We start from the raw sequence: 21,714 nt of genomic DNA on the forward strand, positions 1-21,714 counted from the left end.
ATGGCCGACCAGAACCAGGACTTACCACTCGTTGTATCAGAAATTCTGATTGAGATGCACGAACTGCGCGGCGACATAAAGGAGTTGCAAAAAGTTACCGTGCACCTGAGTCACAGCGTGGAAAAGCTGGAAGTGGAAATGCGCGAAGTGAAAGGCGCCATCAACTCCCTGGCAGGCTCTATGAAGATGATGATGGAGGAAAACCGCCACAATACTGAAATGATGATTGATGCATTTCGTGAGCAAGGTTCCCGCACCCAATCACGGTTGGACGGCCACGAAGGTCGTATCAACAAGCTCGAGAATAAGTAACTGCACCACTATGGGCCGCAAGCTATTAACCGAACATATCAACGTCGAAGGTATCAATACCTTCGAGGTGTACCGCAAGCACGGCGGCTACCGCTCCGTGGAAAAGGCGCTGAAAACCATGACCCCGGATGAGGTGGTGGAAGAAGTGAAGAAGTCGGGCCTGCGCGGGCGCGGCGGCGCGGGCTTCCCCACGGGCATGAAGTGGAGCTTCCTAGCCAAGCCGGAGGGCGTGCCGCGCTACCTCGTGTGCAACGCCGACGAATCGGAGCCCGGCACCTTCAAGGACCGGCAGCTGATGTCGAAACTGCCCCACCTACTCATCGAGGGCATGATTACGGGCAGCTACGCCCTTGGCGCGCGCACCAGCTACATCTACATCCGCGGCGAGCTCTTGTACGTGCTGCGCATTCTGGAAAAAGCCATTGCCGAGGCTTACGCGGCCGGTTTCCTGGGCGAGAACATCCTCGGCTCGGGCTACTCGCTCGATTTGCACGTGCACCCCGGCGCCGGCGCCTACATCTGCGGCGAGGAAACCGCGCTGCTGGAATCGCTGGAAGGCAAGCGCGGCAACCCGCGCAACAAGCCGCCGTTCCCGGCCGTGCAGGGGCTGTATGCCCGCCCCACGGTGGTGAACAACGTGGAAACCATCGCGGCCGTGGTGCCCATCGTGAACGAGGGCGGCGACGAGTACGCCAAGCTGGGCATAGGCAAAAGCACCGGCACCAAGCTGATTTCGGCCTGCGGCCACCTCAACAAGCCGGGCATCTACGAAATTGAGTTGGGCGTGCCGGTGGAAGAATTCATCTACTCCGACGAGTACTGCGGCGGCATCTGGAAAGGCCGCGACCTGAAGGCGGTAGTAGCGGGCGGTTCATCCGTGCCGATTCTGCCCAAGGAGCTGATTCTGAAAACTGCCGCCGGCGAAAACCGCCTGATGACCTACGAGTCGCTGAGCGACGGCGGCTTCGTGACGGGCACCATGCTGGGCTCGGGCGGCTTTATTGCGATGGACGAAACGACGTGTATCGTGAAAAACACCTGGAACTTCTCGCGCTTCTACCACCACGAGAGCTGCGGACAGTGTTCGCCCTGCCGCGAAGGCACCGGCTGGATGGAAAAGGTGCTACACCGCCTGGAGCACGGCCACGGCTCGATGCACGACATCGACCTGCTGGTGAGCGTGGCCAAGCAGATTGAAGGCAACACCATCTGCCCGCTGGGCGAAGCGGCCGCCTGGCCGGTGGCCGCCGCCGTGCGCCACTTCCGCCACGAGTTCGAGTGGCACGTGACCAATCCCAAAGAGGCTACGGCTCCCGGCGCGGCTTATCGCGGCGCGGCAGTGCTGGCTTAACTCCTGTCATGCTGACGAAGGAGGCATCTTATCACCGCTGCCTTCGCCAGAAACAACTAATTAAATAGCTGCGCAGACGTGATAAGATGCTTCGCTCCGCTCAGCATGACAAAAACTATCCAATGGCTAAAATAACGTTCGACGGCATCGAGATAGAAGTTCCAGACGGAACGACTATCATGAACGCGGCCCGCCAGATTGGCGGCGGCATCGTGCCGCCCGCCATGTGCTACTACACGCCCCTCAAGGGCTCGGGCGGCAAGTGCCGCGCCTGCCTGGTGAAGGTGTCGGCCGGCTCGGCCAAGGACCCGCGCCCCATGCCCAAGCTCGTGGCCTCGTGCATCACCACGGTGCAGGATGGTATGGTGGTCGAAAACACTACCAACCAGCAGGTGATGGACGTGCGCAAGGGCATCGTAGAGATGCTGCTCATCAACCACCCACTCGACTGCCCGGTGTGCGACCAGGCCGGCGAGTGCAGCCTGCAGGATTTCGCGTTTGAGCACGGCGTGAGCACTACCCGTTACGAGGAGGAGCGCCGCACCTTCGAGAAAATCGACATCGGCCCGCTCATCCAGCTGCACATGACGCGCTGCATCCTGTGCTACCGCTGCGTGTACACCGCCGACCAGCTCACGCCCGAGCGCGTGCACGGCGTGCTGGGCCGCGGCGATGCCTCAGAAATCGGTACCTATATCGAGAACATCATCGATAACGAGTTTTCGGGTAACGTTATCGACGTGTGCCCGGTGGGCGCGCTGACTGACAAAACCTTCCGCTTCAAGCAGCGCGTGTGGTTCACCAAGCCCGTGAATGCCCACCGCGACTGCAAAACGGACAAATGCAACGGCCGGGTTACGCTCTGGTATAAGGGCAAGGACGTGCTGCGCGTAACGGCCCGTAAGGACGAATACGGTGAGGTGAAGGAGTGGATTTGCAACGAGTGCCGCTTCGATAAGAAGGAAACGTCGGACTGGGTGCTCGAAGGTCCGGCGCACATCAACCGCGCCTCGGTGATTGCGCAGAACCACTACGAGCTGCCTGTGGTGAACCCGCAGGTACTGGCCGACCTTCCCGAAAGCACCACCCGCGAGCTGGAAAAAAATCCGCCGCTGCGGCTGGGTGGGCTAAATAATTAAATTCGTCTGTCATGCTGACGAAGGAAGCATCTTATCACCGCTGCTTTCGTCAGAAACAATCAACTAAAAGCTGCGCGGACGTGATAAGTTGCTTCGCTGCGCTCAGCATGACACATAAGATATGACTCTCCCCGCTCTGGGCTGGCAAGGCCTCGTCGTTCTGGCAACCTTCGGCATTTCGCTGCTGATTGCCACGTATTGCACCTACGCCGAGCGCGTAATTGCCGCGTTTCTGCAGGACCGCGTGGGCCCTGACCGCGCCGGCCCCTTCGGCCTGCTCCAGCCGCTGGCCGACGCCGTGAAGCTCTTCACCAAAGAAGAATTCTTCCCGGCCGGAGCCAACCGCGCGCTGTTCATCTTCGGGCCGTGCCTGGCCATGATTACGGCCCTGATGTCGTCGGCGGTGATTCCGTTCGGCAACTTCCTGAAATTCGGGGATACCGAAATTCACCTGCAGGGTATTGAAATCAACGTGGGCATGCTCTACGTGTTCGGCATTGTGTCGCTGGGCGTGTACGGCATCATGATTGGCGGCTGGGCCTCGAACAACAAGTTCTCGCTGCTGGGCGCCATCCGGGCCGCTTCACAGAACATCAGCTACGAGTTGGCCATGGGCCTGGCCCTGATTGCCGTGCTGATGATGTCGGGCACACTCTCGCTGCGCGAAATCACGCTGCAGCAGACGCACGTGGGCGGCGGCTGGCACTTCAGCGACATCTTTTCGTGGAACGTGTTCAAGCAGCCGCTGGGCTTTGTCATCTTCATCGTGTGCGCGTTTGCCGAAACCAACCGCACGCCCTTCGACCTGCCCGAGTGCGAAACCGAGCTGATTGGCGGCTACCACACCGAGTACAGCTCGATGAAAATGGGCCTGTACCTGTTTGCCGAATACGTGAACGTGTTCGTGGCCACGGCCGTGATGTCGGTGCTCTACTTCGGCGGCTTCAACTACCCGTTCCAGTACGAGTTCCTCGATTTCCTCACCAACAAAACCAGCCTGTCGGCCGACTGGGCCCACAACATCTTCGTGCTGATGGGCGTGGTGGCGATGTTCGCGAAGATTTTTACCGGCATCTTCTTCTTCATGTGGGTGCGCTGGACGCTGCCGCGCTTCCGCTACGACCAGCTGATGCGCCTGGGCTGGACCATCCTCATCCCGCTGGCTATTTTCAACATCCTGCTCACGGGCGGCCTGATTACGTTCGGCGTCATTCAATAACGAACATGGAATCCTTAAGTAAACGCGCCAAAGTCCTCGAAAAGAAGCCCATGACCCTGGCCGAGCGGGCCTACCTGCCGGCGATTTTCCAGGGCCTGAGCATCACGATGCAGCACTTTTTCCGGGCGGCTACCAAGAAGCAGGTAACCATCCGCTACCCCGAAGAGACGCGCCCCTTCTCCCCCGTTTTCCGCGGCCTGCACGTGCTGAAGCGCGACGAAGCCGGCCGCGAGCGTTGCACCGCCTGCGGCCTCTGCGCCGTGGCCTGCCCAGCCGAAGCCATCACGATGGTGGCCGGTGAGCGCAAGAAAGGCGAGGAAGGCCTCTACCGCGAGGAGAAATACGCGGTGAGCTACGAAATCAACATGCTGCGCTGCATCTTTTGCGGGCTGTGCGAAGAGGCCTGCCCCAAAGCGGCCGTGTACCTGCAGGCCGATAAAATGGCCCCGCCGCGCTTCGAGCGCGACGAGTTCATCTACGGCAAGGACCGGCTGGTGGAGCCCGTGACGCCGGACAACCGCTCGAAGCGCGGCATCCAGCTCACGCCCGAGCAGGCCGACAAGCTGCGTTCGCAACTGGCGTAATGTAGCGCGGACTTTTAGTCCGCGACTAATTATTTGTCTTCATCCCACTCGCGGACTAAAAGTCCGCGCTACTGCTCATGTCTCCTCTCTTCCTCTTTCTCTCGTTCGTGGCCCTGCTGAGTGCATTGGGCGTGGTACTGGCCAAAAACCCGGTACACAGCGTCCTGTTTCTCATCCTCACGTTCTTCACGCTCTCGGGCCACTACCTGCTGCTGAACGCGCAGTTTCTGGCGGCCGTGAACATCATCGTGTACGCCGGGGCCATCATGGTGCTGTTCCTGTTCGTGATTATGTTCCTGAACCTGAACGAGGAAACCGAGCCGCACAAGCCGGCCCTGGCCAAGTTCGCGGCCGCCATCGCCGGCGGTTCGCTGCTGCTGATTCTGGTGGCCGCGCTGCGCAACGTGAGCCCCGCCGGCTTCGATGCCACCAGCTTCGATTCGCAGATTGGCATGGTCGACCGCCTGGGCATGGTGCTGTTCCGGGACTATGCCCTGCCGTTTGAGCTGGCTTCGGTATTGCTGCTGGCGGCCATGGTGGGCTCGGTGATGCTGGGCAAGCGCGAAACCGGCGAGCGGAATTTCTAGCGTTACTTTTCATTGACAAACCAAAAGAGCCGTACCCAATGGGTGCGGCTCTTTTGGTTTAACTATTATTTCTGAAACTCAATACAGTCGATAAACATTACATAAGCAGTCTCGCCAAATGCGGCAAGGCTATAATCAATTGTAAGTTGCCGTCGTTGTATTCACACCTGCCTGCGCAATAACGGCGGCGCGCACGGGCACCGAACGATAGGTGGGCACCCGCATCTTATGCACCGGAGAACATACCAACTGCACTTGCATGAGAGAGGCAGCAAGGGCGGTCCAGAACAGGAAAACGGCGGCGAAGATGTACAGTTTGGACATGAATGCGAGAGGTGAAGCGGTTAACTGATACAAACCTACTAGGCCGGGGCATGGTCGGATTTTACGCTTCGTTCAACCCCGGCTGTTACCCGGTGAAGCAAGGAATTCCGGAGATGAATGTGGCTACATTGGTTTTGGCTCGTCCTACATCTTCAAATAAAAAGCGGCGACTGATGCCTCAGTCGCCGCTTCTGTTTCAGTGCTTTTTACTTCTCGCCTGAAGCGCATTTTTTCAAGTACACGCGAAGCGAGCGAATATCAACATCTAACTGGTCAATCCATACTTGTTCAATATCTACGTGCGGATTGAATCGATTGACAACAGCCATATAATCTGTTACTCCACCTCGGTAACCGGTACTTTGCTTAATCACCGCCATTACACGGGTCCAAGGCAGATGACCTGATTTTACAGTCCAGATTCCTTGGTAACCAATCTTGAGTTGCGGACTCTGGTCAAAAAGCATTTTTACTGCTCTCCAAACCATATAAAGCCCAACTGCTGACAGGAGTAGAAAGACCCATTCCTTCCACCAACAGGCTACAATTAAGCTTCCCAATAACAGCGGCACTCCGAACACGAAATTGAACAGCATCGCACTTTGCGAATAGCCAATTTCGTATTCGTAAGTAATTTGCTTTTTACTAAAGCGAGGCTTCTGCTTCATTGGCTACTTCGCCACCACGTCCGTCTGGATGCTCAGCTCCTTCAGTTGCGCGTCGGCGATTGGCGAGGGCGAGTCAATCATCACGTCGCGGCCCGAGTTGTTTTTGGGGAAGGCGATGAAGTCGCGGATGCTGTCCGAGCCGCCGAAGAGGCTGCAAAGGCGGTCGAAGCCGAAGGCCAGGCCGCCGTGGGGCGGTGCGCCGTACTCGAAGGCATCGAGCAGGAAGCCAAACTGAGCCTGCGCCTCCTCGGGCGTGAAGCCGAGCAGCGAGAACATGCGGGCCTGCACGGCGCGGTCGTGAATGCGGATGGAGCCGCCGCCGATTTCCACGCCGTTTATCACCAGGTCGTAGGCGTTGGCGCGCGTCTGGCCGATGGTTTCGGGGTTGTCGAGCAGGGCCAAATCCTCCGGTTTGGGCGAGGTGAAGGGGTGGTGCATGGCGAAGTGGCGGTTTTCCTCCTCGCTGAATTCGAGCAGCGGGAAGTCAATCACCCACAGCGGCGAGAACGAGTTGGGGTCGCGCAGGCCCAGGCGGCGGCCCATTTCGAGGCGCAGCTCGCTCATGGCCTTGCGGGTTTTGGCCTCGGGGCCGGCCAGCAGCAGGATGAGGTCGCCGGGGTTGGCGTTGAAGGCGGCCTTCCACTTCTGCAGCTCGTCCTGCGAGTAGAACTTATCGACCGAGGATTTCACCACGCCGTCGGCCTCCACGCGGGCGTAGACGAGGCCGGTGGCGCCGATTTGCGGGCGCTTCACCCACTCGGTCAGCTCGTCGATTTGCTTGCGGGTGTAGGCGGCGCAGGTGGCGGCGTTGATGCCCAGCACCAGCTCGGCGCCATCGAACACGGGGAAGCCCTGGCCCTTCACGGTTTCGGTGAGGTTGGCGAACTTCATCTCGAAGCGGGTGTCGGGCTTGTCGTTGCCGTAGTCGCGCATGGCGTCGGCGTAGGTCATGCGGGGCACGGTGGGGAAATCGAGGTTCTTGATTTCCTTGAACAGGTAGCGCACCAGGCCCTCGAACATGTCGAGGATGTCTTCCTGGGTTACGAAGGCCATTTCGCAGTCAATCTGCGTGAACTCGGGCTGGCGGTCGGCGCGCAGGTCTTCGTCGCGGAAGCACTTCACAATCTGGAAGTAGCGGTCAAAGCCCGACACCATGAGCAGCTGCTTGAACGTCTGGGGCGACTGCGGCAGGGCGTAGAACTCGCCGGGGTTCATGCGCGAGGGCACCACGAAGTCGCGCGCGCCTTCGGGCGTGCTCTTGATGAGCACGGGCGTTTCGACTTCGATAAAGTCCTGGCCATCGAGGTAGCGGCGCACTGCCTGGGCCATTTTGTGGCGCAGCATGAGGTTGTTGCGCACGGGCGTGCGACGCAGGTCGAGGTAGCGGTACTTCATCCGCAGGTCGTCGCCGCCGTCGGTGTCGTCTTCGATGAGGAAGGGCGGCAGCTTGGCCGGGTTCAGAATTTCGACCTTCTCGGGGCGCACTTCGATGGCGCCGGTCAGGATTTTGTCGTTCTTGGAGTAGCGTTCGGCTACTTTGCCGGTCACCTGCAGCACAAACTCACGGCCGAGTGTGCGGGCGGTTTCGCGCACGGCTTCGGCCTCCACGCCTTCTTCGAGGGTCACCTGGGTGAGGCCGTACCGGTCGCGCAGGTCAATCCAGAGGATGGCGCCTTTGTCGCGGGTGCGCTGCACCCAGCCGCAGAGGCTGACGGTTTGACCAATGTGTTCGGGGCGAAGCTCGCCGCAGGTGTGGGTACGTAACATGGACCGCAGATTTAACGGATTCTAACTGAGTAAAACGGATTATTGGGATTCCGCTTTTTTCTGCGAAGGTAGCCACTGGGCCGCCGGGGCGAAACCCAAACTTTGGTACGGAGTATGCAAAGGGCGTTGTCAACTGCGTTCCTTTGTTTTCTCAATCCCTCCAAATACTCATGAAATTCCTCCCCGCTCTCGCTCTGGGTGCCGCCCTGCTAGTGGCCGGCTCTGCGCAGGCCCAAACCAAAATCAAGACCAAGAGCAAGTCCGATGCCTCGGGCACGGAAATCAAATCCAAGGGCACGGCCGGCGCCGTAACGCTCGACGGCCCCATCAAGCGCATCGAAACGCTGTCGGGCATCGACGTTTTCCCCAGGCCAAACTCGACGGATATTCTGCTGAGCTTCACCCAGCAGTTCACCAAGCCGGGCACGCTGGTGATGACCGATTATAAGGACAAAGTAGTGTACCAGACCGACCTGGACCCGCAAAACAACACCGGCGCGCCGGTGAACCTGGGCAAGATTCCGGCGGGCACCTACCTGGTGGAGGCCAAAACCGGCAACTACGTGTATTGGAAGAAGGTCCGGATTAAGTACCCCGCTATTCGCCGCTAAGCGAAACTGCAGCAGTGCCCCGGCCCAACAGCCGGGGCACTACTTTTATGCCCACATCGTTGCCCTTTGCTATGAAATTCGCTTCGTTCCTGCTGCTTTTTTTCGCCCTCACGTCCTTTGCGCCCAAGCCCAAGCTGACGACCACGAAGCTGTCGTCGGGGCTGACGGTGGGGGTGCCGGCCGGTTTCGCACCGCTGCCCGACGATGGCATTGCCGTGAAATATCCGTCGCCGCGCAAGCCGCTGGCCGTATTTTCCAATCCCAGCGGGCGCGTCGATTTTAGCGTAGCGTTGCGCCCCACCACCTTCGAAAGCTTCGATTACGGCGTGCTGATTAAGATTTACAAGTCCAGCATTCAGCGTCTGTATTCGAAGGTGGACTTCCTGAAAGAAGACATTCGCACCGTGAACGGGCGCGACTATATGTACTTCGAGTTCATCTCGACGGTGGCCGACGCGCGGCGCGGTACCCAGCTGGCCCCCATCAGGAAGTATCAGACGGTGCAGTACGCCATTCAGGGCTCGCAGCTGTTCGTGTTCACCTTCGTGGCCCCGGCCGAGGAGCAGGCACAGTGGCAGCCCACGGCCCAGGCCGTCATGAATGCCATTGTGATGAAATAAGCGGGCCCCCATGACCGACGAGTATTTCATGCGGCAGGCCTTGGCTGAGGCCCGGAAAGCGCTGGCGGCCGATGAAATTCCCATCGGGGCGGTGGTGGTTTTTCAGCAGCAAATCATCGGGCGGGGCCACAACCAGACCGAGCGCCTGCGCGATGTGACGGCCCACGCCGAAATGCTGGCCCTGACCGCTGCCGCCAACCACCTGGGCAATAAATACCTGGCCGACTGCACCCTCTACGTCACCATCGAGCCCTGCGTGATGTGCGCCGGGGCCAGCTACTGGGCCCAGGTCAAAGCCGTGGTATTCGGTGCGGAGGAGCCCAAGGTAGGATTCCGGCGGCACGGGGCGCTGCTGCACCCGCGCACCAGGCTGCGCGGCGGCCTGCTGGCCGACGAGTGCGCCGCGCTGATGAAGGCATTTTTTAACCTGAAGCGTAACTAATTCTCACTCCCATTTCCCCGCTGTTTCTTATGCTGTTTGCCATCCTGCTGCCCGGTATTTCGATGATATTCCGGGGCCACGTCCTCAAAGGCATTTTGTGCGGCATTCTCCACGTCACGCTCATCGGCTGGATTCCGGCGGCTATCTGGGCCGTGGCTTCCTACCGGGAAGACCTAGCGGAGAAGCGGCACCGCGAAACCCTGGAATTTCTGGCCCGGCAGCAGCGCTAGCCCGTGGCCGGGTGCTGCCGGCGCATGGGCGGGCGGCTATTCAGAATTCAGCGGCGATGCTATACTTTTGACCTTAAGTGGGCGGCTGCCGTAACCATGCACGGAACCGGCTGTTTCAACCCCGCCACCATACTCACTCTCCACCACCCAAACCCTTTTTCAACTATGGCTTTCGAACTGCCCAAACTCCCCTACTCCTACGATGCCCTCGAACCCACCTTCGACGCGCAGACGATGGAAATCCACCACTCCAAGCACCACCAGGCCTACGTGACCAACCTCAACGCGGCCATTGCCGGCACCGAGATGGAAGGCCAGTCGCTGGAAGAAATCCTGCACAACATCGCCAAGGCCCCCGCAGCCGTGCGCAACAACGGCGGCGGCCACTGGAACCACTCGCTGTGGTGGACCATCCTGTCGCCCAACGGCGGCGGCCCGGCCACCGGCGCAGTGGGCGAAGCCATCACCAAGGCGTTCGGCACGTTCGATAAGTTCAAGGAAGAATTCACCAAAGCGGCCACCACGCGCTTCGGCTCGGGCTGGGCGTGGCTGTGCAAGCAGGCCGATGGCTCGGTGCAAATCTGCTCCACCCCCAACCAGGACAATCCGCTGATGCCCGACTCCGGCTGCAAAGGCATGCCGGTGCTGGGCCTCGACGTGTGGGAGCACGCCTACTACCTGAAATACCAGAACCGCCGCCCCGACTACATCGCCGCCTTCTTCAACCTCATCAACTGGGATGAAGTGAACAAGCGCTTCTCCGAAGCCACGCCTGCCTAGTCGGGTTGGTTTTTGCGGTTTGTGACGCAAGAAAATCAAGCATCAAAAAGCCCGTTCCACGCTGTGGAACGGGCTTTTTTGGTTTTTAGCAATCCCGGCCGGCGGCATAATCCAACGATAATCCGGTTGACAGAAACAATTCGTGTACCTACCTGCTTCTTAGCCGCGTTTCATCCAACCGAAGCGGCGGCCCACGCACCGCCGTCTATCCAACTCATGTCGAACAAAGCTTTCGAGCCTGCCAAACTGGGCAGCCTCACCCTCGCCAACCACCTCGTAATGGCCCCCATGACGCGCAGCCGCGCCCTGGGCAACGTGCCCAACGAGCTGATGGCCGAATACTACCGCCAGCGCGCCACGGCCGGCCTCATCATCACCGAAGGCGTGTCGCCCTCGGCCGATGGCCTGGGCTACGCCCGCATTCCCGGCCTGTTCAACCAGGAGCAGGTAACCAACTGGCAGCGCGTCACGGAAACCGTGCACCACCACGGCGGCCACATTTTTGTGCAGCTGATGCACGCCGGCCGCGTGTTTCACCCCCTCAACCTGCCCGCAGGCGCCGAAGGCATTGCCCCATCGGCCGTGGCGGCCCAGGGCCAGATGTGGACCGACCAGCAGCAGATGCAGGACCAGCCCACGCCCCGCGCCCTGCGCCTCGATGAGCTGGCCCGCGTGCGCGACGAGTACGTGCACAGCGCCAAACTGGCCCTCGAAGCCGGTTTCGACGGCGTGGAGCTGCACGGCGCCAACGGCTACCTGCTGGAGCAGTTCCTGAACCCCGCCAGCAACCAGCGCACCGACGAGTACGGCGGCAGCATCGAAAACCGCGCCCGCTTCGTGCTCGACGTAACCAAAGCCGTAGCCGAGGCCATCGGGGCTGAGCGCACCGGCATTCGCCTCTCGCCCTGGGGCGTGTTCAACGACCAGCCGAACTACCCCGAGATTGACGAAACCTACGCCTACCTGGCCGGGGAATTGCAAAAAATCGGCGTCGTGTACCTGCACCTCGTCGACCACGCGAGCATGGGCGCGCCCGCCGTGCCCGCCGAAGTGGTGCCGCTCATTCGCAGCAAGTTCACCAACACGCTCATCCTGAGCGGTGGCTACAACACCGTGGCCCAGATTGAAGCCGCCCTCGCCGGCCCGGCCGACCTCATTGCCATCGGCCGTCCCTTCATCTCAAACCCCGACCTGGTGGAGCGCCTCGAAAAAGGCCTGCCCCTGGCCGAAGCCGACCAGGCCACTTTCTACGCGCCCGGCCCCGGCGGTTTCGCCGATGGCTACACCGACTACCCCACGGCCGACGGCCAGCCCGCCGGTACGTTCTCGGCCAGCTACGAGGCCTAAATCGTCCGCCAGCGCCCCCCAGGCCCCTGCAAAAAGCCCACCGGAGACGGGGCGTTTTGCAGGGGCTTTTTTATTTATCTTTGACGGTCCCGGCCAGTGCGTGGCCTTTGCAACTTTCTTTTCCCACCTCCTTCGCATGAACACAAAGCTGCGTCTTACCATCCTGAGCTTTCTCCAGTTTTTTATCTGGGGCTCATGGCTCATTACGATTGGCGCGTACTGGTTCCAAACCAAACAGTGGTCGGGCGCGCAGTTTGGGGCCATTTTCTCCACCATGGGCATTGCCTCCATCTTCATGCCCTCGCTCATGGGCATCGTGGCCGATAAGTATGTGAATGCGGAGAAGCTCTACGGCATCCTGCACATTCTGGGGGGCCTCGTGCTCTGCACCATTCCGATGGTGACGGACCCCGGCACGTTCTTCTGGGTTATCCTGCTGAACATGATTTTCTACATGCCCACGCTGGCGCTGTCCATCGCCGTGTCGTATTCCATTCTGAAGCGGCAGGGGCTCGATGTGGTGAAGGACTACCCGCCCATCCGCGTGTGGGGCACGGTGGGCTTCATTGTGGCCATGTGGACGGTGAGCCTGCTAGGCTTCGAGAAATCGGCCAGCCAGTTCTACGTAGCGGCTGGGGCGGCCATTCTGCTGGGCATCTACTCGTTCACGCTGCCGGCCTGCCCGCCACAGTCGGCCAACACGTCCAGCCAGAACCTGGCCGAAATCCTGGGCCTCAAGTCGTTCGCCATCCTGCGCGACCGCAAGATGCTGACCTTTTTCCTGTTTGCACTGCTGCTCGGCGCGGCGTTGCAGCTCACCAATGCCTACGGCGACACCTTCCTGCATGATTTCGACAAGAACCCGGCTTACCGCGACACTTTATCGGTGAAGTACCCGGCCATCATCATGTCCATCTCGCAGATTTCCGAAACGCTGTTCATTCTGGCCATTCCGTTCTTTTTGCGCCGCTTCGGCATCAAGCAGGTCATGCTATTCAGCATGATTGCCTGGGTGCTGCGTTTCGGGCTGTTTGCCTACGGTAATCCTGCCGACGGCCTCTGGATGATTATTCTCTCGTGCATCGTGTACGGCATGGCCTTCGACTTCTTCAACATCTCCGGCTCGCTGTTTGTCGAAACCCAGACCCAGCCCAGCATCCGGGCCAGCGCACAGGGCCTGTTTATGATGATGACCAACGGCTTTGGCGCGGTGCTCGGCAGCTCGCTGAGCGGCCTCATCATCCAGGAATATTTCACCGATGCCGCCGGCAACAAGGACTGGCACAGCATCTGGCTCACGTTTGCCGGCTATGCGCTGGCCATTGCCGTGCTGTTCGTGCTCATCTTTAAACACAAACACACCACGCAGCCCGCCGAAACTACGCATCCGGAGCCGCTGCTCTCAGTAGAGCAGGCGTAGGGGCGGGGCTTGCCCCCGCCCGTCGTTCGCGGCTATTAAAACAATGCCGTTCAACAGCGGGCGGGGGCAAGCCCCGCCCCTACACCAAAAAAGCCCGACGATACAAGATTGGTATAAAAAAAGTCTGCTTTTGGCACAAACAAAAAGCCCGCTCTGCGCAATGCAGAGCGGGCTTTTTCCTTGATTCCGGCGTCGGAATTACTTTGTGCCGAAGAAGAAGTCCCCTTCGATTTGCGCGTTTTCGTCGGAGTCCGAACCGTGCACGGCGTTGGCTTCGATGCTCTTGGCGTACTTCTTCCGGATGGTGCCTTCCTCGGCGTTGGCCGGATTGGTAGCGCCGATGAGGGTGCGGAAATCAGCCACGGCGTTGTCTTTCTCGAGGATGGCGGCTACGATGGGGCCGCTCGACATGTATTTCACCAGGTCGTTGTAGAACGGGCGCTCGGCGTGCACGGCGTAGAACTGGCCGGCGCGCTCGGGCGTGAGGGTAACTTTTTGGAGCTCCACGATGCGGAAGCCGCCGGCCTCAATCATGCTCAGGATACCACCAATGTGGTTGTCCTGAACGGCATCGGGCTTAATCATCGTGAATGTGCGGTTGGTGGCCATTTTGAGGGCTAGGGGGGTTGGTTGAAAAGTTATTCGGCTGCAAAAGTAGCCACAAAGCCGATGTCGTTTATTAGTCGAGGCCAGGCGGCCGTTGAGATAGCCGCGAAGAACCTTCCCGGGGCGTTGCGTTGTTAAGACAAGATTTCTTCCGACTTTTGCCGGCCCAATTATTTGTAAGCCACCGGCCCGCCTTCTTTAACAGGGCCATTCATGTTGTCGATGTCTAGTTCCATTTCCGCTCTGCAGGCGTTGCTGGCGCAGCCCAAGCAGATTGTCATCACCACGCACCACAAGCCCGATGCCGATGCGCTGGGCTCGTCGCTGGCCTGGGCCGGCTACCTCAAGCAAAAGGGCCACCACGTCACGGTCGTGACGCCTTCGGACTATCCGGCGTTTCTCAACTGGATGGAGGGCAACGACGAAGTGGTGGTGTATGACCGCCGCCAGAACGACCGCCAGGTGCGCGACCTGGTGGCCCGGGCCGAGGTCATCTGCTGCCTCGATTTCAGCTGCCTGGGCCGCATCAACGAGCTGGGCGAGTACGTGCGCCAGGCCAGCGCCGTCAAGGTCCTCATCGACCACCACCAGGAGCCCGAGGATTTCGCCGACATTACGTTTTCGGTGCCCACGGCAGCGGCTACGGCCGAGCTGATTTTCGAGATAATCCGCGACCTGGGCGACCAGGACCTTCTCACCAAGGGCATGGGCGAAGCGCTCTACGCGGGCATCATGACCGATACGGGCTCGTTCCGTCACCCCAGCACCTCGCGCAACGTGCACCTGATTATTGCCGAGCTGCTGAAGGTAAACATTGACCTGTCGTCGGTGCACCGCCGCATCTACGACTCGCACTCCGAAATCCGCCTGCGTTTCCTGGGCTTTGTGCTGAAGGACAAGCTGGTGGTGAACCGCGAATACAACACGGCCTACATTGCCATCACCCAGGACGAGCTGCGCCAGTACCAGAGCAAAACCGGCGATACCGAAGGCCTCGTGAACTATGCGCTGAGCATCGAAGGCATTGTGTTTGCGGCCGTTTTCATCGACCGCGGCGTGGCCGTCAAAATTTCTTTCCGCTCGGTGGGCAACTTCTCCGTCAGCGACTTTTCGCGCCGTCATTTCGACGGTGGCGGGCACCACAACGCCTCTGGCGGCATCAGCTACCAGACCCTCGATGCAACCGTGGACCGCTTTCTCAGCATCCTGCCCGAGTATAAGGAGCAGCTGACGGGCGTGCCTGCCGCCGTAGCGCCGCCGGTGGCGTAACTTTGAACCGTTTCTGACTCTTCACTCTTAATATTTTCATGCGTTTTTCCTCCCGCTCTGCGCGGCAGCTGGCCCTGGCGGCCGGCGTGCTGAGCTTCGCTTCCCTCACGGCCTGTAACAAAGACGGCGGGGAGTTTGCCAAAACCAAGTCCGGCATCGAGTACAAGATTTTCAAGAAAGTAGGCAACAGCTACGAGCGGCGCGAAATCGGCCCCGACGGCGACCCCACTTACAAAGACCGTCTGAACAAGTTCCTGCTCGGCCACATGCAGTACCGCACCGGCAAGGACTCGGTGCTGCAGAACACCCGCCGCGACGTGGGCATGGCCGTGCCGCTGCCCCTGAAAGAGCTGAAGCAGAAAGGCATGCCCGACGAGGCCCTGTCGCTGCTCCAGCCCGGCGACAGCGGCGTGTTCCGCTTCCAGGTCGATTCGCTCATCAAGCCGAAGTCGGGCCAGCCGGTGCCGCCGTTCCTGCGCAAGGGCGGCAACGTGGTGGTGATGTACGTGGCCACCGAGCCCAAAATCATTACCGAAGCCGAAGCCCAGGCCATGCAGCCCGAGTTGCAGAAGCGGGCATCGGCGGCCCAGCTGAAGCAGCGGATGGCATCGCCGGAGTACCAGAAGCAGATGAAGGACCAGAAGGACGCGCAAGCCAAAATGCTGGCCACGCCCGAGGTGCAGGCCCAGCTGAAGAAAGACGATGCCCTGCTGCAGGACTACATCAAGAAAAATGGCCTGACGGTGCAGAAGACGCCGTCGGGCATCTACTACCAGGTGTTGAAGCCCGGCACCGGCGCTACGCCCAAGCCCGGCCAGAGCGTGAGCGTGAACTACAACGGCACGCTGCTCAGCGGCAAGCTGTTCGACTCGTCGGACAAGCAGGGCCGGCCGATTGACTTCCCCATCGGCCAGGGCGCAGTGATTCCGGGCTGGGACGAAGGCATTTCGCTGCTCAACAAGGGCAGTAAGGCCATTCTGCTCATTCCGTCGCCGCTGGCCTACGGTCCCCGCGCCATGGGCACCGACATTCCGGCCAACTCGCCCCTGCGTTTTGAGGTGGAACTTGTTGATGTTCAATAGCCTTTTATTAGCCAATTAGCTTTGATTCCGGCCAACGGGCGGTGCGGCGCAACTGCCCGCCCGCCGTTGGCCGGAATCTTTTTTATTCTTCTCGCCATGAAAAAATCTTCGCTTCGTTCGCGCTACCTCGGGTGGGCCCTGGGGCTGCTGCTGGCCGCGCCGGCCCTGTGGAGCTGCAACTCGCAAACCACTTACCAGAAGCAGCTGGCCGAACACGAGAACCAGCTGAAAATCATCGACGAGGACACCATTCACAACTACCTGGTGCGCAACAACTTGCTCAACCAGGCCACGCGCACCAACTCGGGCCTGTACGTGGTGGGCCTTGTGGATGGCCAGGGCCCGGCCGTGACGACCGGCCGGCAGGTGAGCGTGAAGTACATTGGTCGTTTTCTGAGCAATGGGGCCCACCCCTCTTCCTCGGGGTACGCGGCTTCGTATGGCAATGCCAGCTACCCGGCAGGCTCCATCTTCGACAACTCCACCGAAAACCGCTCCAGCTGCGGCTGCGCCGTGTTCACGGCCGGCAGCGGGGCCATCCCGGGCTTCAACGAAGGCCTGCTGCTGATGCGCAAAGGCGACCGCAAGCTGCTCCTTATCCCTTCGCGGCTGGCCTATGGCCCGGCGGGCAGCAGCAGCATCCCGTCCGATTCGGCGCTGATGTTCGACGTTGAGATTCTCGACGTTTATTAACTTCTTTGGCCTGCCTGCATGAAGCCATGGCGTTGTGACCGGAAATATGCGGGCCTGCTGCCGGCCATTTTGCTGGTCATGGCTCAGGCAGCCACGGCGCAGGTACCGGCTCTTCCGACAGCCCCTCCTCCCGACACGACGCATCACCAGCTGCAGCACACGCAGCATGGGGTGCGTTTCGTGTTTTGGGAACGCGGCACGGGGGCCGCAATAACGGAAGGAAGCCGCGTGGCCGTGCGCTACACCGGCTTTTTGCCCGATGGCCATATTTTTGATGCCTCCCCCGCCTCGGGCGGGCCGTTGCGGTTTCGGGTGGGCCGCAAAGAGGTGATTGCCGGCCTCGACGAGCTGATGCCCCTGCTGACGGTGGGCGCACGGGTGCGGGCCTGGATACCGGCCGCACTGGCCTACGGCGCCAAGGGCGTGCCCGACCCCGACGATGAAACCCGGTTTGTAATTCCCCCCAATACCGAGCTGCTGTTTGAAATCCTGGTAGTGAGCGTGCGCTGACAGCGCCACGGCCAACGAGGCCGCAGCGGCTCTCCTCCTACCGTTTAGCCGATAATTATCTGAAATGAAGCATTTTTTTCTGGTTGCCCTTTGCGCGCTGCTTGCCTATTCCCAAACAGCCGCAGCCCAATCGTTTACGCGCCTGCCCACGGGCACTGAGTACCAGCTCTTTCGCAAGGATGCCGCCGGCCGCTACCAGCCCCGCGCCCTCGCCCCCACCGATGCGCCGTATGCCAGCCGCGCCGGCCAGGTGCTCACCGTGTTTATGGAATTCCGCACGGGCCGCGACTCGGTCATCATGAACTCGCGCCAGATGCAGCCGCTGCCCCAGCCCGTGGCGCTGCCCGCTCAGCCCACGCCCGGCAGCCTGGAAGAAGCCCTGGGCCTGCTGCTGCCCGGCGACAGCGCCGTGTTCCGCTTCCCGGCCGATACGGTTTTTGCCAAAACCTTCCACCAGCCGGTGCCCTCGCTCATCAAAAAAAGCGGCAACACGCTACTGGTAATGGCAAGCGCCCGCGAGCTGGTGACGATGGCCGAGATGACGGCCCGCCACCAGAAGATGCAGGAAGAAAACCTGCGGCAGGGCAAGCTGATGGCCGCCGCGCAATCGGCAAAAGATGATGCCATCATCCAGGCCTACCTGAAGAAGAACCACGCCACGGCCCGCAAAACCCCCGGCGGGACCTACTACATCCTCAAAAAGCTCGGCACCGGCCCGCTGCCCAAACAGGGCCAGACGGTGCGGGTACTTTACCGGGGCACCATTCTGACGACGGGCCAGGAGTTCGATGCCTCGGCCAGACACGGCAACGACCCGTTTTCGTTTGTGCTGGGAGCCGGCCAGGTTATTCAGGGCTGGGACCAGGGCATTGCCATGCTCAACAAGGGCACCAAGGCAGTGCTGCTCATTCCGTCGCCGCTGGCCTACGGCCCTCGTGCCATGGGAGCCGACATTCCGGCCAACTCCGTGCTGCGCTTCGAGGTGGAGCTGGTCGATTTTAAGTAGGAGCGGCTGCAGGCCGCGCGGCCACGTGCGCTAGTTTAGTACCTCGGAGAGGATATCAAGGGAGCGAATTTCGCCCATTTGCTCCACGTGCAACTGGTAATAGCGAATGAGGACGTGGAGCAGTTCGTGGCGCACCCGGCCGTTGGGAATAGTGCTGCGGGCGGGGTCGCGCAGCAACTCATCGAAGTAGCCGTCGAACTCCTTTAGCCGGAGCGTAGGCGGCCCCACCGCGCCCCGGGCCGTGGCGGCGTGGCCCGCCATAATGACCTGGTCGGTCAGCTCGCCCCCGGAGCTGATGCCGAAGCCCAGGTACGTGGCCAGCTCCAGCAAAAAGCTCAGGGCAAAGTTTTCGGTTCCGGCAGCCTGGCGGTCGAAAGCCAGAATGGAGTCGTGCAAAAACTGAAAAAGCGGCTCATTTTTCTCCTCCTCGCGCACGGCGCGGCTCACCACTTCCGACAGAAAAAGCACGACGCTGCTCTTCTGCACTTCGTAGGGCAGGCTTTGGAAGGGCTCGGAACAGCGGTATTCCGACAAACGCGTGAGGCCGCTGCTGCCCCGCGCCACGTAGGCCACCAGCTCCAGCAGCGTGAAGGGCTGAAACAGCGCAATGCGGCCCGGCGGCTTGGCTTTGCGCACGCCATTCACGATGTAGTTCTGCACACCCAGCTGCTCGGTATAGACGCGGGCAATGATGCTGGTTTCGCGGTATTTAAGAAAGCTGAGGACGATGCCCCGGGTTTTAATCAGCATAGTGTCATTTACTGAGCACGGCCACTTTGCTCACGCAGCCGTTCCGGCCATCGGCATCCGATGACAGGACGAGGTAAGTGCCCGAGCGCACCCGCTCACCGTTGGGATTGGTCAGGTTCCAGGTAACGGTGCCGCCGGCGGCCGTGGTGGCATACACCAGATGGCCGGCTACATCGGTTATTTTCACCAGCGCATTGTTGGCCAGACCGGTGATGCCGACGGTACCCGCAAAATCGGGACGTACGGGGTTAGGAAACACTGCCGTGCACTTCGGCGTGCCTTCCGTGACCGTGGCCGAGCCACGGTAAGTCACCACGCCGGCATCGGTAGCCACCCATACTTCGCCGGTTTTATCGTTCACTTTCACGTCCACGATGCGGTTGGAGGGCAATGGGCTGTTGGTGGTGGTGAAATGCAGCAGTGCCTCGTCGGCATCGGGGCTGAACAGCCAGAGGCCGTTATCGGTGCCGAACCACTTGCGGTCGCCGCCGTCCACGGCCAGGCAGCGCACCGCCTCGCTGAACAGCACCGGGAAACCGGTGCCTTCGCCCCGCCGCACGATGGGCAGCGTGAAGCCAGTGTTAGACAGAAACGGTCCGCTGGCATCGTTGTACACCGCTACGCCTTTAATGGTAGCTGCCCAGATGTAGCCGCGCCGGTCTTTGGCCAGCTCGTAAATCTGGTTATCGGGCAAGCCCGAGGCCGTGGTAAAAAAGCGCGGCGGGTTGGGAGCCGTAGTCGACGGGTCGATGGCATAAATGCCCAGCGGGGCACCGGTCGGGTCCGTCTTACGCGATACCGAAACCCAGACATACCCGTTATCATCCAGCGCAATGCGCTCAAGCGCCTCGAAGCCTATTGAGTAAGGGATTGTTTGCCAGGTATTGGCGGCTGGGTCGAACAGAAACAAGCCGGAGTTGCCCGGGGTCAGGTGCCGGTTCACTACCCATACTTTGCCCTCAGTGGTAGCTGCCAAGTCTGTTATCTCCACCCGGCTATTGCCCTGGCCGAATGTGCCAATGAGCGGGCTTCCCGATGGAATCCCCTGGCCAAACTGACGAATCTGGGTCGGGCCCTTCCATTCCAGCAGGCCCCCGCCATTGGCGCCCACATACAGGGTGCCATCGGGAGTGCGGGTGCCACGCACCGGGCCCAGCAGCAGCGTATTGGCTCCCGTCAGGTTGGGTGGGTTGAAATTGGTCCACTGCCCGCTCGTGTACTCGTAAAATCCTTGGCGCAGGCCGGCCGGGTCGTAGCGCTCCGAGTAGGCCCCGCTGAACACGTCGACCGTATTGGTTCGCGCATCGGCCAGGATGCTGAATGCCCGGCTGGTAGCCGGGCCATTGGCCAGGTAAGATTCGGGGACGGCCCCGGCAGTGGGCGGAATGCGCTGAAAGCCCTTCTCGATGTTACCCACGCCATTGTCATTATTGGCGATGTAATAGCTGCCGTCACGCCCCCGAATGGCATCGAGCATGGACGTTCCCTGCACACCGGGGGTGATGGTGGTCACGACCCCGTTAGGAGCTAAACGGCGCACGCCGTATTGGTCATCTGAAATAATCACTCCTGCAACGCTGGCTCGCAGGCTGCGGTGCTCCAGCGAATACGTTCCATACACAGGCACCCACGAAGGCGTAGGGCTGGCCACAAACTTTTGCAAATCGTTGTTATCCTGACCAGCATATACTTGCCCGGCGTACGTGACCAATGTCGTTACCCGACGCGCACTTCCCGATAGGGTATAAGCCGTCCAACTGCGGTAATCCAACAAATTGGAAGTCAGTGCCCCCCGCAACACCCCGGTTGAGGTGGCCAGAAAAAGGTAGCCCCCCGCTACCGCAGCGTCGTTGACGGGCTGCAATGCCCCTCCCGGGCCGATGCTGCTGTATGTGTCACTTATTTCGAGCTTGACCAGGTCCACGACCACCAGACCAAAATTGGTTGACAGGTACGCTTTCGAGCCTGCTATAGTGATGCGGTTGATGTTCTTGCCGCCCTGAATGGACTTGCGAAGAATGTCACTCAGGTTACGAATGCTGCCGTTGGGCCGCAGAATGTCCAGATTGCCATTGCGGTAGGCCAGCACCGTTTGCCTGGTCACCGAGTCGTAGGCAACGGCTACTACGCCTACGTCGCTCAGTCCGTCACGGCTGGAAAGTACCTGCGTGGTATTCTGGTTTTTATCAAGAAAATAAAAGGCATTCTGTGCCACCACATACACCCGGTCACCAGCATCCGCCAGCTGCAAAGGGTGATTGGTGGGCAGGTGCAGCTGCCAGTCGCCGTAGCCGGCAGTGCTTTGTGCCCAGGCCGGGCTACTCATCAACAACAGCCCGGTGAGGCCAAGCACAAAACGGAAAAGATGAAGCATACGCTCAGCAAAAACACTTAGTA

The 21,714-nt window shown here is 60.4% G+C and carries 24 protein-coding genes; 18 read left to right on the plus strand and 6 right to left on the minus strand.

Translation table 11 applies throughout. From position 1 onward, the window contains the following. From ACYVHT_RS09750 to ACYVHT_RS09775, 6 genes are all read left to right on the plus strand, one after another. Positions 1–312, plus strand: a complete 312-nt coding sequence (locus ACYVHT_RS09750; protein WP_460550489.1) for a hypothetical protein — start codon at positions 1–3, stop codon at positions 310–312. 10 nt (positions 313–322) lie between these two features. Continuing rightward, positions 323–1,663 carry a complex I 51 kDa subunit family protein gene (gene nuoF, locus ACYVHT_RS09755; RefSeq protein WP_460550491.1) on the plus strand — a complete coding sequence of 447 codons (1,341 nt, stop codon included), beginning with the start codon at positions 323–325 and terminating at the stop codon, positions 1,661–1,663. Between the two features lie 122 nt (positions 1,664–1,785). Further along, positions 1,786–2,802, plus strand: a complete 1,017-nt coding sequence (locus tag ACYVHT_RS09760; protein ID WP_460550493.1) for an NADH-quinone oxidoreductase subunit G — start codon at positions 1,786–1,788, stop codon at positions 2,800–2,802. A 121-nt stretch (positions 2,803–2,923) separates the two neighbouring features. Then, on the plus strand, positions 2,924–4,021 hold the full coding sequence (gene nuoH, locus ACYVHT_RS09765; protein ID WP_460550495.1) for a complex I subunit 1/NuoH family protein: 1,098 nt from the start codon (positions 2,924–2,926) through the stop codon (positions 4,019–4,021). A 5-nt stretch (positions 4,022–4,026) separates the two neighbouring features. After that, positions 4,027–4,605: a NuoI/complex I 23 kDa subunit family protein gene (locus ACYVHT_RS09770; protein ID WP_241937543.1), complete on the plus strand. Its 579-nt coding sequence runs from the start codon at positions 4,027–4,029 to the stop codon at positions 4,603–4,605. 77 nt (positions 4,606–4,682) lie between these two features. Beyond that, the gene (locus ACYVHT_RS09775; protein ID WP_460550497.1) at positions 4,683–5,192 is read left to right on the plus strand and encodes an NADH-quinone oxidoreductase subunit J family protein; all 510 of its coding nucleotides are present in this window, start codon (positions 4,683–4,685) and stop codon (positions 5,190–5,192) included. A 135-nt stretch (positions 5,193–5,327) separates the two neighbouring features. Here the strand turns inward: ACYVHT_RS09775 and ACYVHT_RS09780 are convergent, their stop codons facing one another. The 3 genes from ACYVHT_RS09780 to aspS form a co-directional block, all read right to left on the minus strand. After that, entirely contained in the window at positions 5,328–5,516 is a 189-nt protein-coding gene (locus tag ACYVHT_RS09780) for a hypothetical protein (protein ID WP_460550499.1), read from the minus strand. A 206-nt stretch (positions 5,517–5,722) separates the two neighbouring features. Continuing rightward, a complete protein-coding gene (locus tag ACYVHT_RS09785) occupies positions 5,723–6,184 on the minus strand; it encodes a hypothetical protein (RefSeq protein ID WP_460550501.1) in 462 nt (153 codons plus the stop codon). A 3-nt stretch (positions 6,185–6,187) separates the two neighbouring features. Continuing rightward, positions 6,188–7,951, minus strand: coding sequence for an aspartate--tRNA ligase family protein (gene aspS, locus ACYVHT_RS09790; protein ID WP_460550503.1), 1,764 nt, complete (start codon positions 7,949–7,951; stop codon positions 6,188–6,190). Positions 7,952–8,121: 170 nt separating this feature from the next. Here aspS and ACYVHT_RS09795 point away from each other — a divergent pair, with 170 nt between their 5' ends. The 7 genes from ACYVHT_RS09795 to ACYVHT_RS09825 all read left to right on the plus strand — a co-directional run bounded on the left by ACYVHT_RS09795 (position 8,122) and on the right by ACYVHT_RS09825 (position 13,401). Then, on the plus strand, positions 8,122–8,562 hold the full coding sequence (locus ACYVHT_RS09795) for a hypothetical protein (RefSeq protein WP_460550505.1): 441 nt from the start codon (positions 8,122–8,124) through the stop codon (positions 8,560–8,562). A gap of 71 nt (positions 8,563–8,633) precedes the next feature. Further along, positions 8,634–9,182 (plus strand): hypothetical protein, encoded by a 549-nt coding sequence (locus tag ACYVHT_RS09800; protein ID WP_460550507.1) that lies wholly within the window; start codon positions 8,634–8,636, stop codon positions 9,180–9,182. Between the two features lie 10 nt (positions 9,183–9,192). Next, on the plus strand, positions 9,193–9,624 hold the full coding sequence (locus ACYVHT_RS09805) for a nucleoside deaminase (RefSeq protein ID WP_460550509.1): 432 nt from the start codon (positions 9,193–9,195) through the stop codon (positions 9,622–9,624). Between the two features lie 29 nt (positions 9,625–9,653). Next, positions 9,654–9,854 (plus strand): hypothetical protein, encoded by a 201-nt coding sequence (locus ACYVHT_RS09810; RefSeq protein WP_460550510.1) that lies wholly within the window; start codon positions 9,654–9,656, stop codon positions 9,852–9,854. Between the two features lie 165 nt (positions 9,855–10,019). Then, entirely contained in the window at positions 10,020–10,634 is a 615-nt protein-coding gene (locus ACYVHT_RS09815; RefSeq protein WP_460550512.1) for a superoxide dismutase, read from the plus strand. Between the two features lie 216 nt (positions 10,635–10,850). Further along, positions 10,851–11,981 (plus strand): alkene reductase, encoded by a 1,131-nt coding sequence (locus tag ACYVHT_RS09820; protein WP_460550514.1) that lies wholly within the window; start codon positions 10,851–10,853, stop codon positions 11,979–11,981. 136 nt (positions 11,982–12,117) lie between these two features. Further along, positions 12,118–13,401, plus strand: coding sequence for a nucleoside permease (locus ACYVHT_RS09825; RefSeq protein ID WP_460550515.1), 1,284 nt, complete (start codon positions 12,118–12,120; stop codon positions 13,399–13,401). A gap of 198 nt (positions 13,402–13,599) precedes the next feature. On the opposite strand, the gene ACYVHT_RS09830 is transcribed toward ACYVHT_RS09825, so the two are convergent. Continuing rightward, positions 13,600–14,010, minus strand: a complete 411-nt coding sequence (locus ACYVHT_RS09830; protein ID WP_460550517.1) for a nucleoside-diphosphate kinase — start codon at positions 14,008–14,010, stop codon at positions 13,600–13,602. 219 nt (positions 14,011–14,229) lie between these two features. Here ACYVHT_RS09830 and ACYVHT_RS09835 point away from each other — a divergent pair, with 219 nt between their 5' ends. The 5 genes from ACYVHT_RS09835 to ACYVHT_RS09855 all read left to right on the plus strand — a co-directional run bounded on the left by ACYVHT_RS09835 (position 14,230) and on the right by ACYVHT_RS09855 (position 18,567). Next, a complete protein-coding gene (locus ACYVHT_RS09835; protein ID WP_460550519.1) occupies positions 14,230–15,276 on the plus strand; it encodes a DHH family phosphoesterase in 1,047 nt (348 codons plus the stop codon). A 38-nt stretch (positions 15,277–15,314) separates the two neighbouring features. Further along, positions 15,315–16,358 carry an FKBP-type peptidyl-prolyl cis-trans isomerase gene (locus ACYVHT_RS09840; protein ID WP_460550521.1) on the plus strand — a complete coding sequence of 348 codons (1,044 nt, stop codon included), beginning with the start codon at positions 15,315–15,317 and terminating at the stop codon, positions 16,356–16,358. Between the two features lie 96 nt (positions 16,359–16,454). After that, positions 16,455–17,051 (plus strand): FKBP-type peptidyl-prolyl cis-trans isomerase, encoded by a 597-nt coding sequence (locus tag ACYVHT_RS09845; RefSeq protein WP_460550523.1) that lies wholly within the window; start codon positions 16,455–16,457, stop codon positions 17,049–17,051. A 78-nt stretch (positions 17,052–17,129) separates the two neighbouring features. After that, positions 17,130–17,561 (plus strand): FKBP-type peptidyl-prolyl cis-trans isomerase, encoded by a 432-nt coding sequence (locus ACYVHT_RS09850; RefSeq protein ID WP_460550524.1) that lies wholly within the window; start codon positions 17,130–17,132, stop codon positions 17,559–17,561. 64 nt (positions 17,562–17,625) lie between these two features. Beyond that, complete coding sequence (locus tag ACYVHT_RS09855) at positions 17,626–18,567, plus strand: FKBP-type peptidyl-prolyl cis-trans isomerase (RefSeq protein WP_460550525.1); 942 nt, start codon at positions 17,626–17,628, stop codon at positions 18,565–18,567. Between the two features lie 30 nt (positions 18,568–18,597). Here ACYVHT_RS09855 and recO read toward each other — a convergent pair whose 3' ends face one another. Beyond that, positions 18,598–19,317, minus strand: coding sequence for a DNA repair protein RecO (gene recO, locus ACYVHT_RS09860; RefSeq protein WP_460550526.1), 720 nt, complete (start codon positions 19,315–19,317; stop codon positions 18,598–18,600). A gap of 4 nt (positions 19,318–19,321) precedes the next feature. Next, entirely contained in the window at positions 19,322–21,691 is a 2,370-nt protein-coding gene (gene porZ / locus ACYVHT_RS09865; protein ID WP_460550528.1) for a type IX secretion system anionic LPS delivery protein PorZ, read from the minus strand. Positions 21,692–21,714 lie beyond the last annotated feature (23 nt).

Source organism: Hymenobacter daeguensis (assembly GCF_054780555.1).

What these genes read in the sequence shown, in the direction of transcription:
- ACYVHT_RS09795 (WP_460550505.1), top strand. Translation starts at nt 8,122, where the DNA reads ATGAAATTCCTCCCCGCTCTCGCTCTGGGTGCCGCCCTGCTAGTGGCC.
- aspS (WP_460550503.1), bottom strand. Translation starts at nt 7,951, where the DNA reads ATGTTACGTACCCACACCTGCGGCGAGCTTCGCCCCGAACACATTGGT.
- ACYVHT_RS09810 (WP_460550510.1), top strand. Translation starts at nt 9,654, where the DNA reads ATGCTGTTTGCCATCCTGCTGCCCGGTATTTCGATGATATTCCGGGGC.
- porZ (WP_460550528.1), bottom strand. Translation starts at nt 21,691, where the DNA reads ATGCTTCATCTTTTCCGTTTTGTGCTTGGCCTCACCGGGCTGTTGTTG.
- ACYVHT_RS09785 (WP_460550501.1), bottom strand. Translation starts at nt 6,184, where the DNA reads ATGAAGCAGAAGCCTCGCTTTAGTAAAAAGCAAATTACTTACGAATAC.
- ACYVHT_RS09805 (WP_460550509.1), top strand. Translation starts at nt 9,193, where the DNA reads ATGACCGACGAGTATTTCATGCGGCAGGCCTTGGCTGAGGCCCGGAAA.
- ACYVHT_RS09800 (WP_460550507.1), top strand. Translation starts at nt 8,634, where the DNA reads ATGAAATTCGCTTCGTTCCTGCTGCTTTTTTTCGCCCTCACGTCCTTT.
- recO (WP_460550526.1), bottom strand. Translation starts at nt 19,317, where the DNA reads ATGCTGATTAAAACCCGGGGCATCGTCCTCAGCTTTCTTAAATACCGC.
- ACYVHT_RS09770 (WP_241937543.1), top strand. Translation starts at nt 4,027, where the DNA reads ATGGAATCCTTAAGTAAACGCGCCAAAGTCCTCGAAAAGAAGCCCATG.
- ACYVHT_RS09850 (WP_460550524.1), top strand. Translation starts at nt 17,130, where the DNA reads ATGGCTCAGGCAGCCACGGCGCAGGTACCGGCTCTTCCGACAGCCCCT.
- ACYVHT_RS09835 (WP_460550519.1), top strand. Translation starts at nt 14,230, where the DNA reads ATGTCTAGTTCCATTTCCGCTCTGCAGGCGTTGCTGGCGCAGCCCAAG.
- ACYVHT_RS09780 (WP_460550499.1), bottom strand. Translation starts at nt 5,516, where the DNA reads ATGTCCAAACTGTACATCTTCGCCGCCGTTTTCCTGTTCTGGACCGCC.
- nuoF (WP_460550491.1), top strand. Translation starts at nt 323, where the DNA reads ATGGGCCGCAAGCTATTAACCGAACATATCAACGTCGAAGGTATCAAT.
- ACYVHT_RS09775 (WP_460550497.1), top strand. Translation starts at nt 4,683, where the DNA reads ATGTCTCCTCTCTTCCTCTTTCTCTCGTTCGTGGCCCTGCTGAGTGCA.
- ACYVHT_RS09825 (WP_460550515.1), top strand. Translation starts at nt 12,118, where the DNA reads ATGAACACAAAGCTGCGTCTTACCATCCTGAGCTTTCTCCAGTTTTTT.
- ACYVHT_RS09820 (WP_460550514.1), top strand. Translation starts at nt 10,851, where the DNA reads ATGTCGAACAAAGCTTTCGAGCCTGCCAAACTGGGCAGCCTCACCCTC.
- ACYVHT_RS09830 (WP_460550517.1), bottom strand. Translation starts at nt 14,010, where the DNA reads ATGGCCACCAACCGCACATTCACGATGATTAAGCCCGATGCCGTTCAG.
- ACYVHT_RS09845 (WP_460550523.1), top strand. Translation starts at nt 16,455, where the DNA reads ATGAAAAAATCTTCGCTTCGTTCGCGCTACCTCGGGTGGGCCCTGGGG.
- ACYVHT_RS09750 (WP_460550489.1), top strand. Translation starts at nt 1, where the DNA reads ATGGCCGACCAGAACCAGGACTTACCACTCGTTGTATCAGAAATTCTG.
- ACYVHT_RS09815 (WP_460550512.1), top strand. Translation starts at nt 10,020, where the DNA reads ATGGCTTTCGAACTGCCCAAACTCCCCTACTCCTACGATGCCCTCGAA.
- nuoH (WP_460550495.1), top strand. Translation starts at nt 2,924, where the DNA reads ATGACTCTCCCCGCTCTGGGCTGGCAAGGCCTCGTCGTTCTGGCAACC.
- ACYVHT_RS09855 (WP_460550525.1), top strand. Translation starts at nt 17,626, where the DNA reads ATGAAGCATTTTTTTCTGGTTGCCCTTTGCGCGCTGCTTGCCTATTCC.
- ACYVHT_RS09760 (WP_460550493.1), top strand. Translation starts at nt 1,786, where the DNA reads ATGGCTAAAATAACGTTCGACGGCATCGAGATAGAAGTTCCAGACGGA.
- ACYVHT_RS09840 (WP_460550521.1), top strand. Translation starts at nt 15,315, where the DNA reads ATGCGTTTTTCCTCCCGCTCTGCGCGGCAGCTGGCCCTGGCGGCCGGC.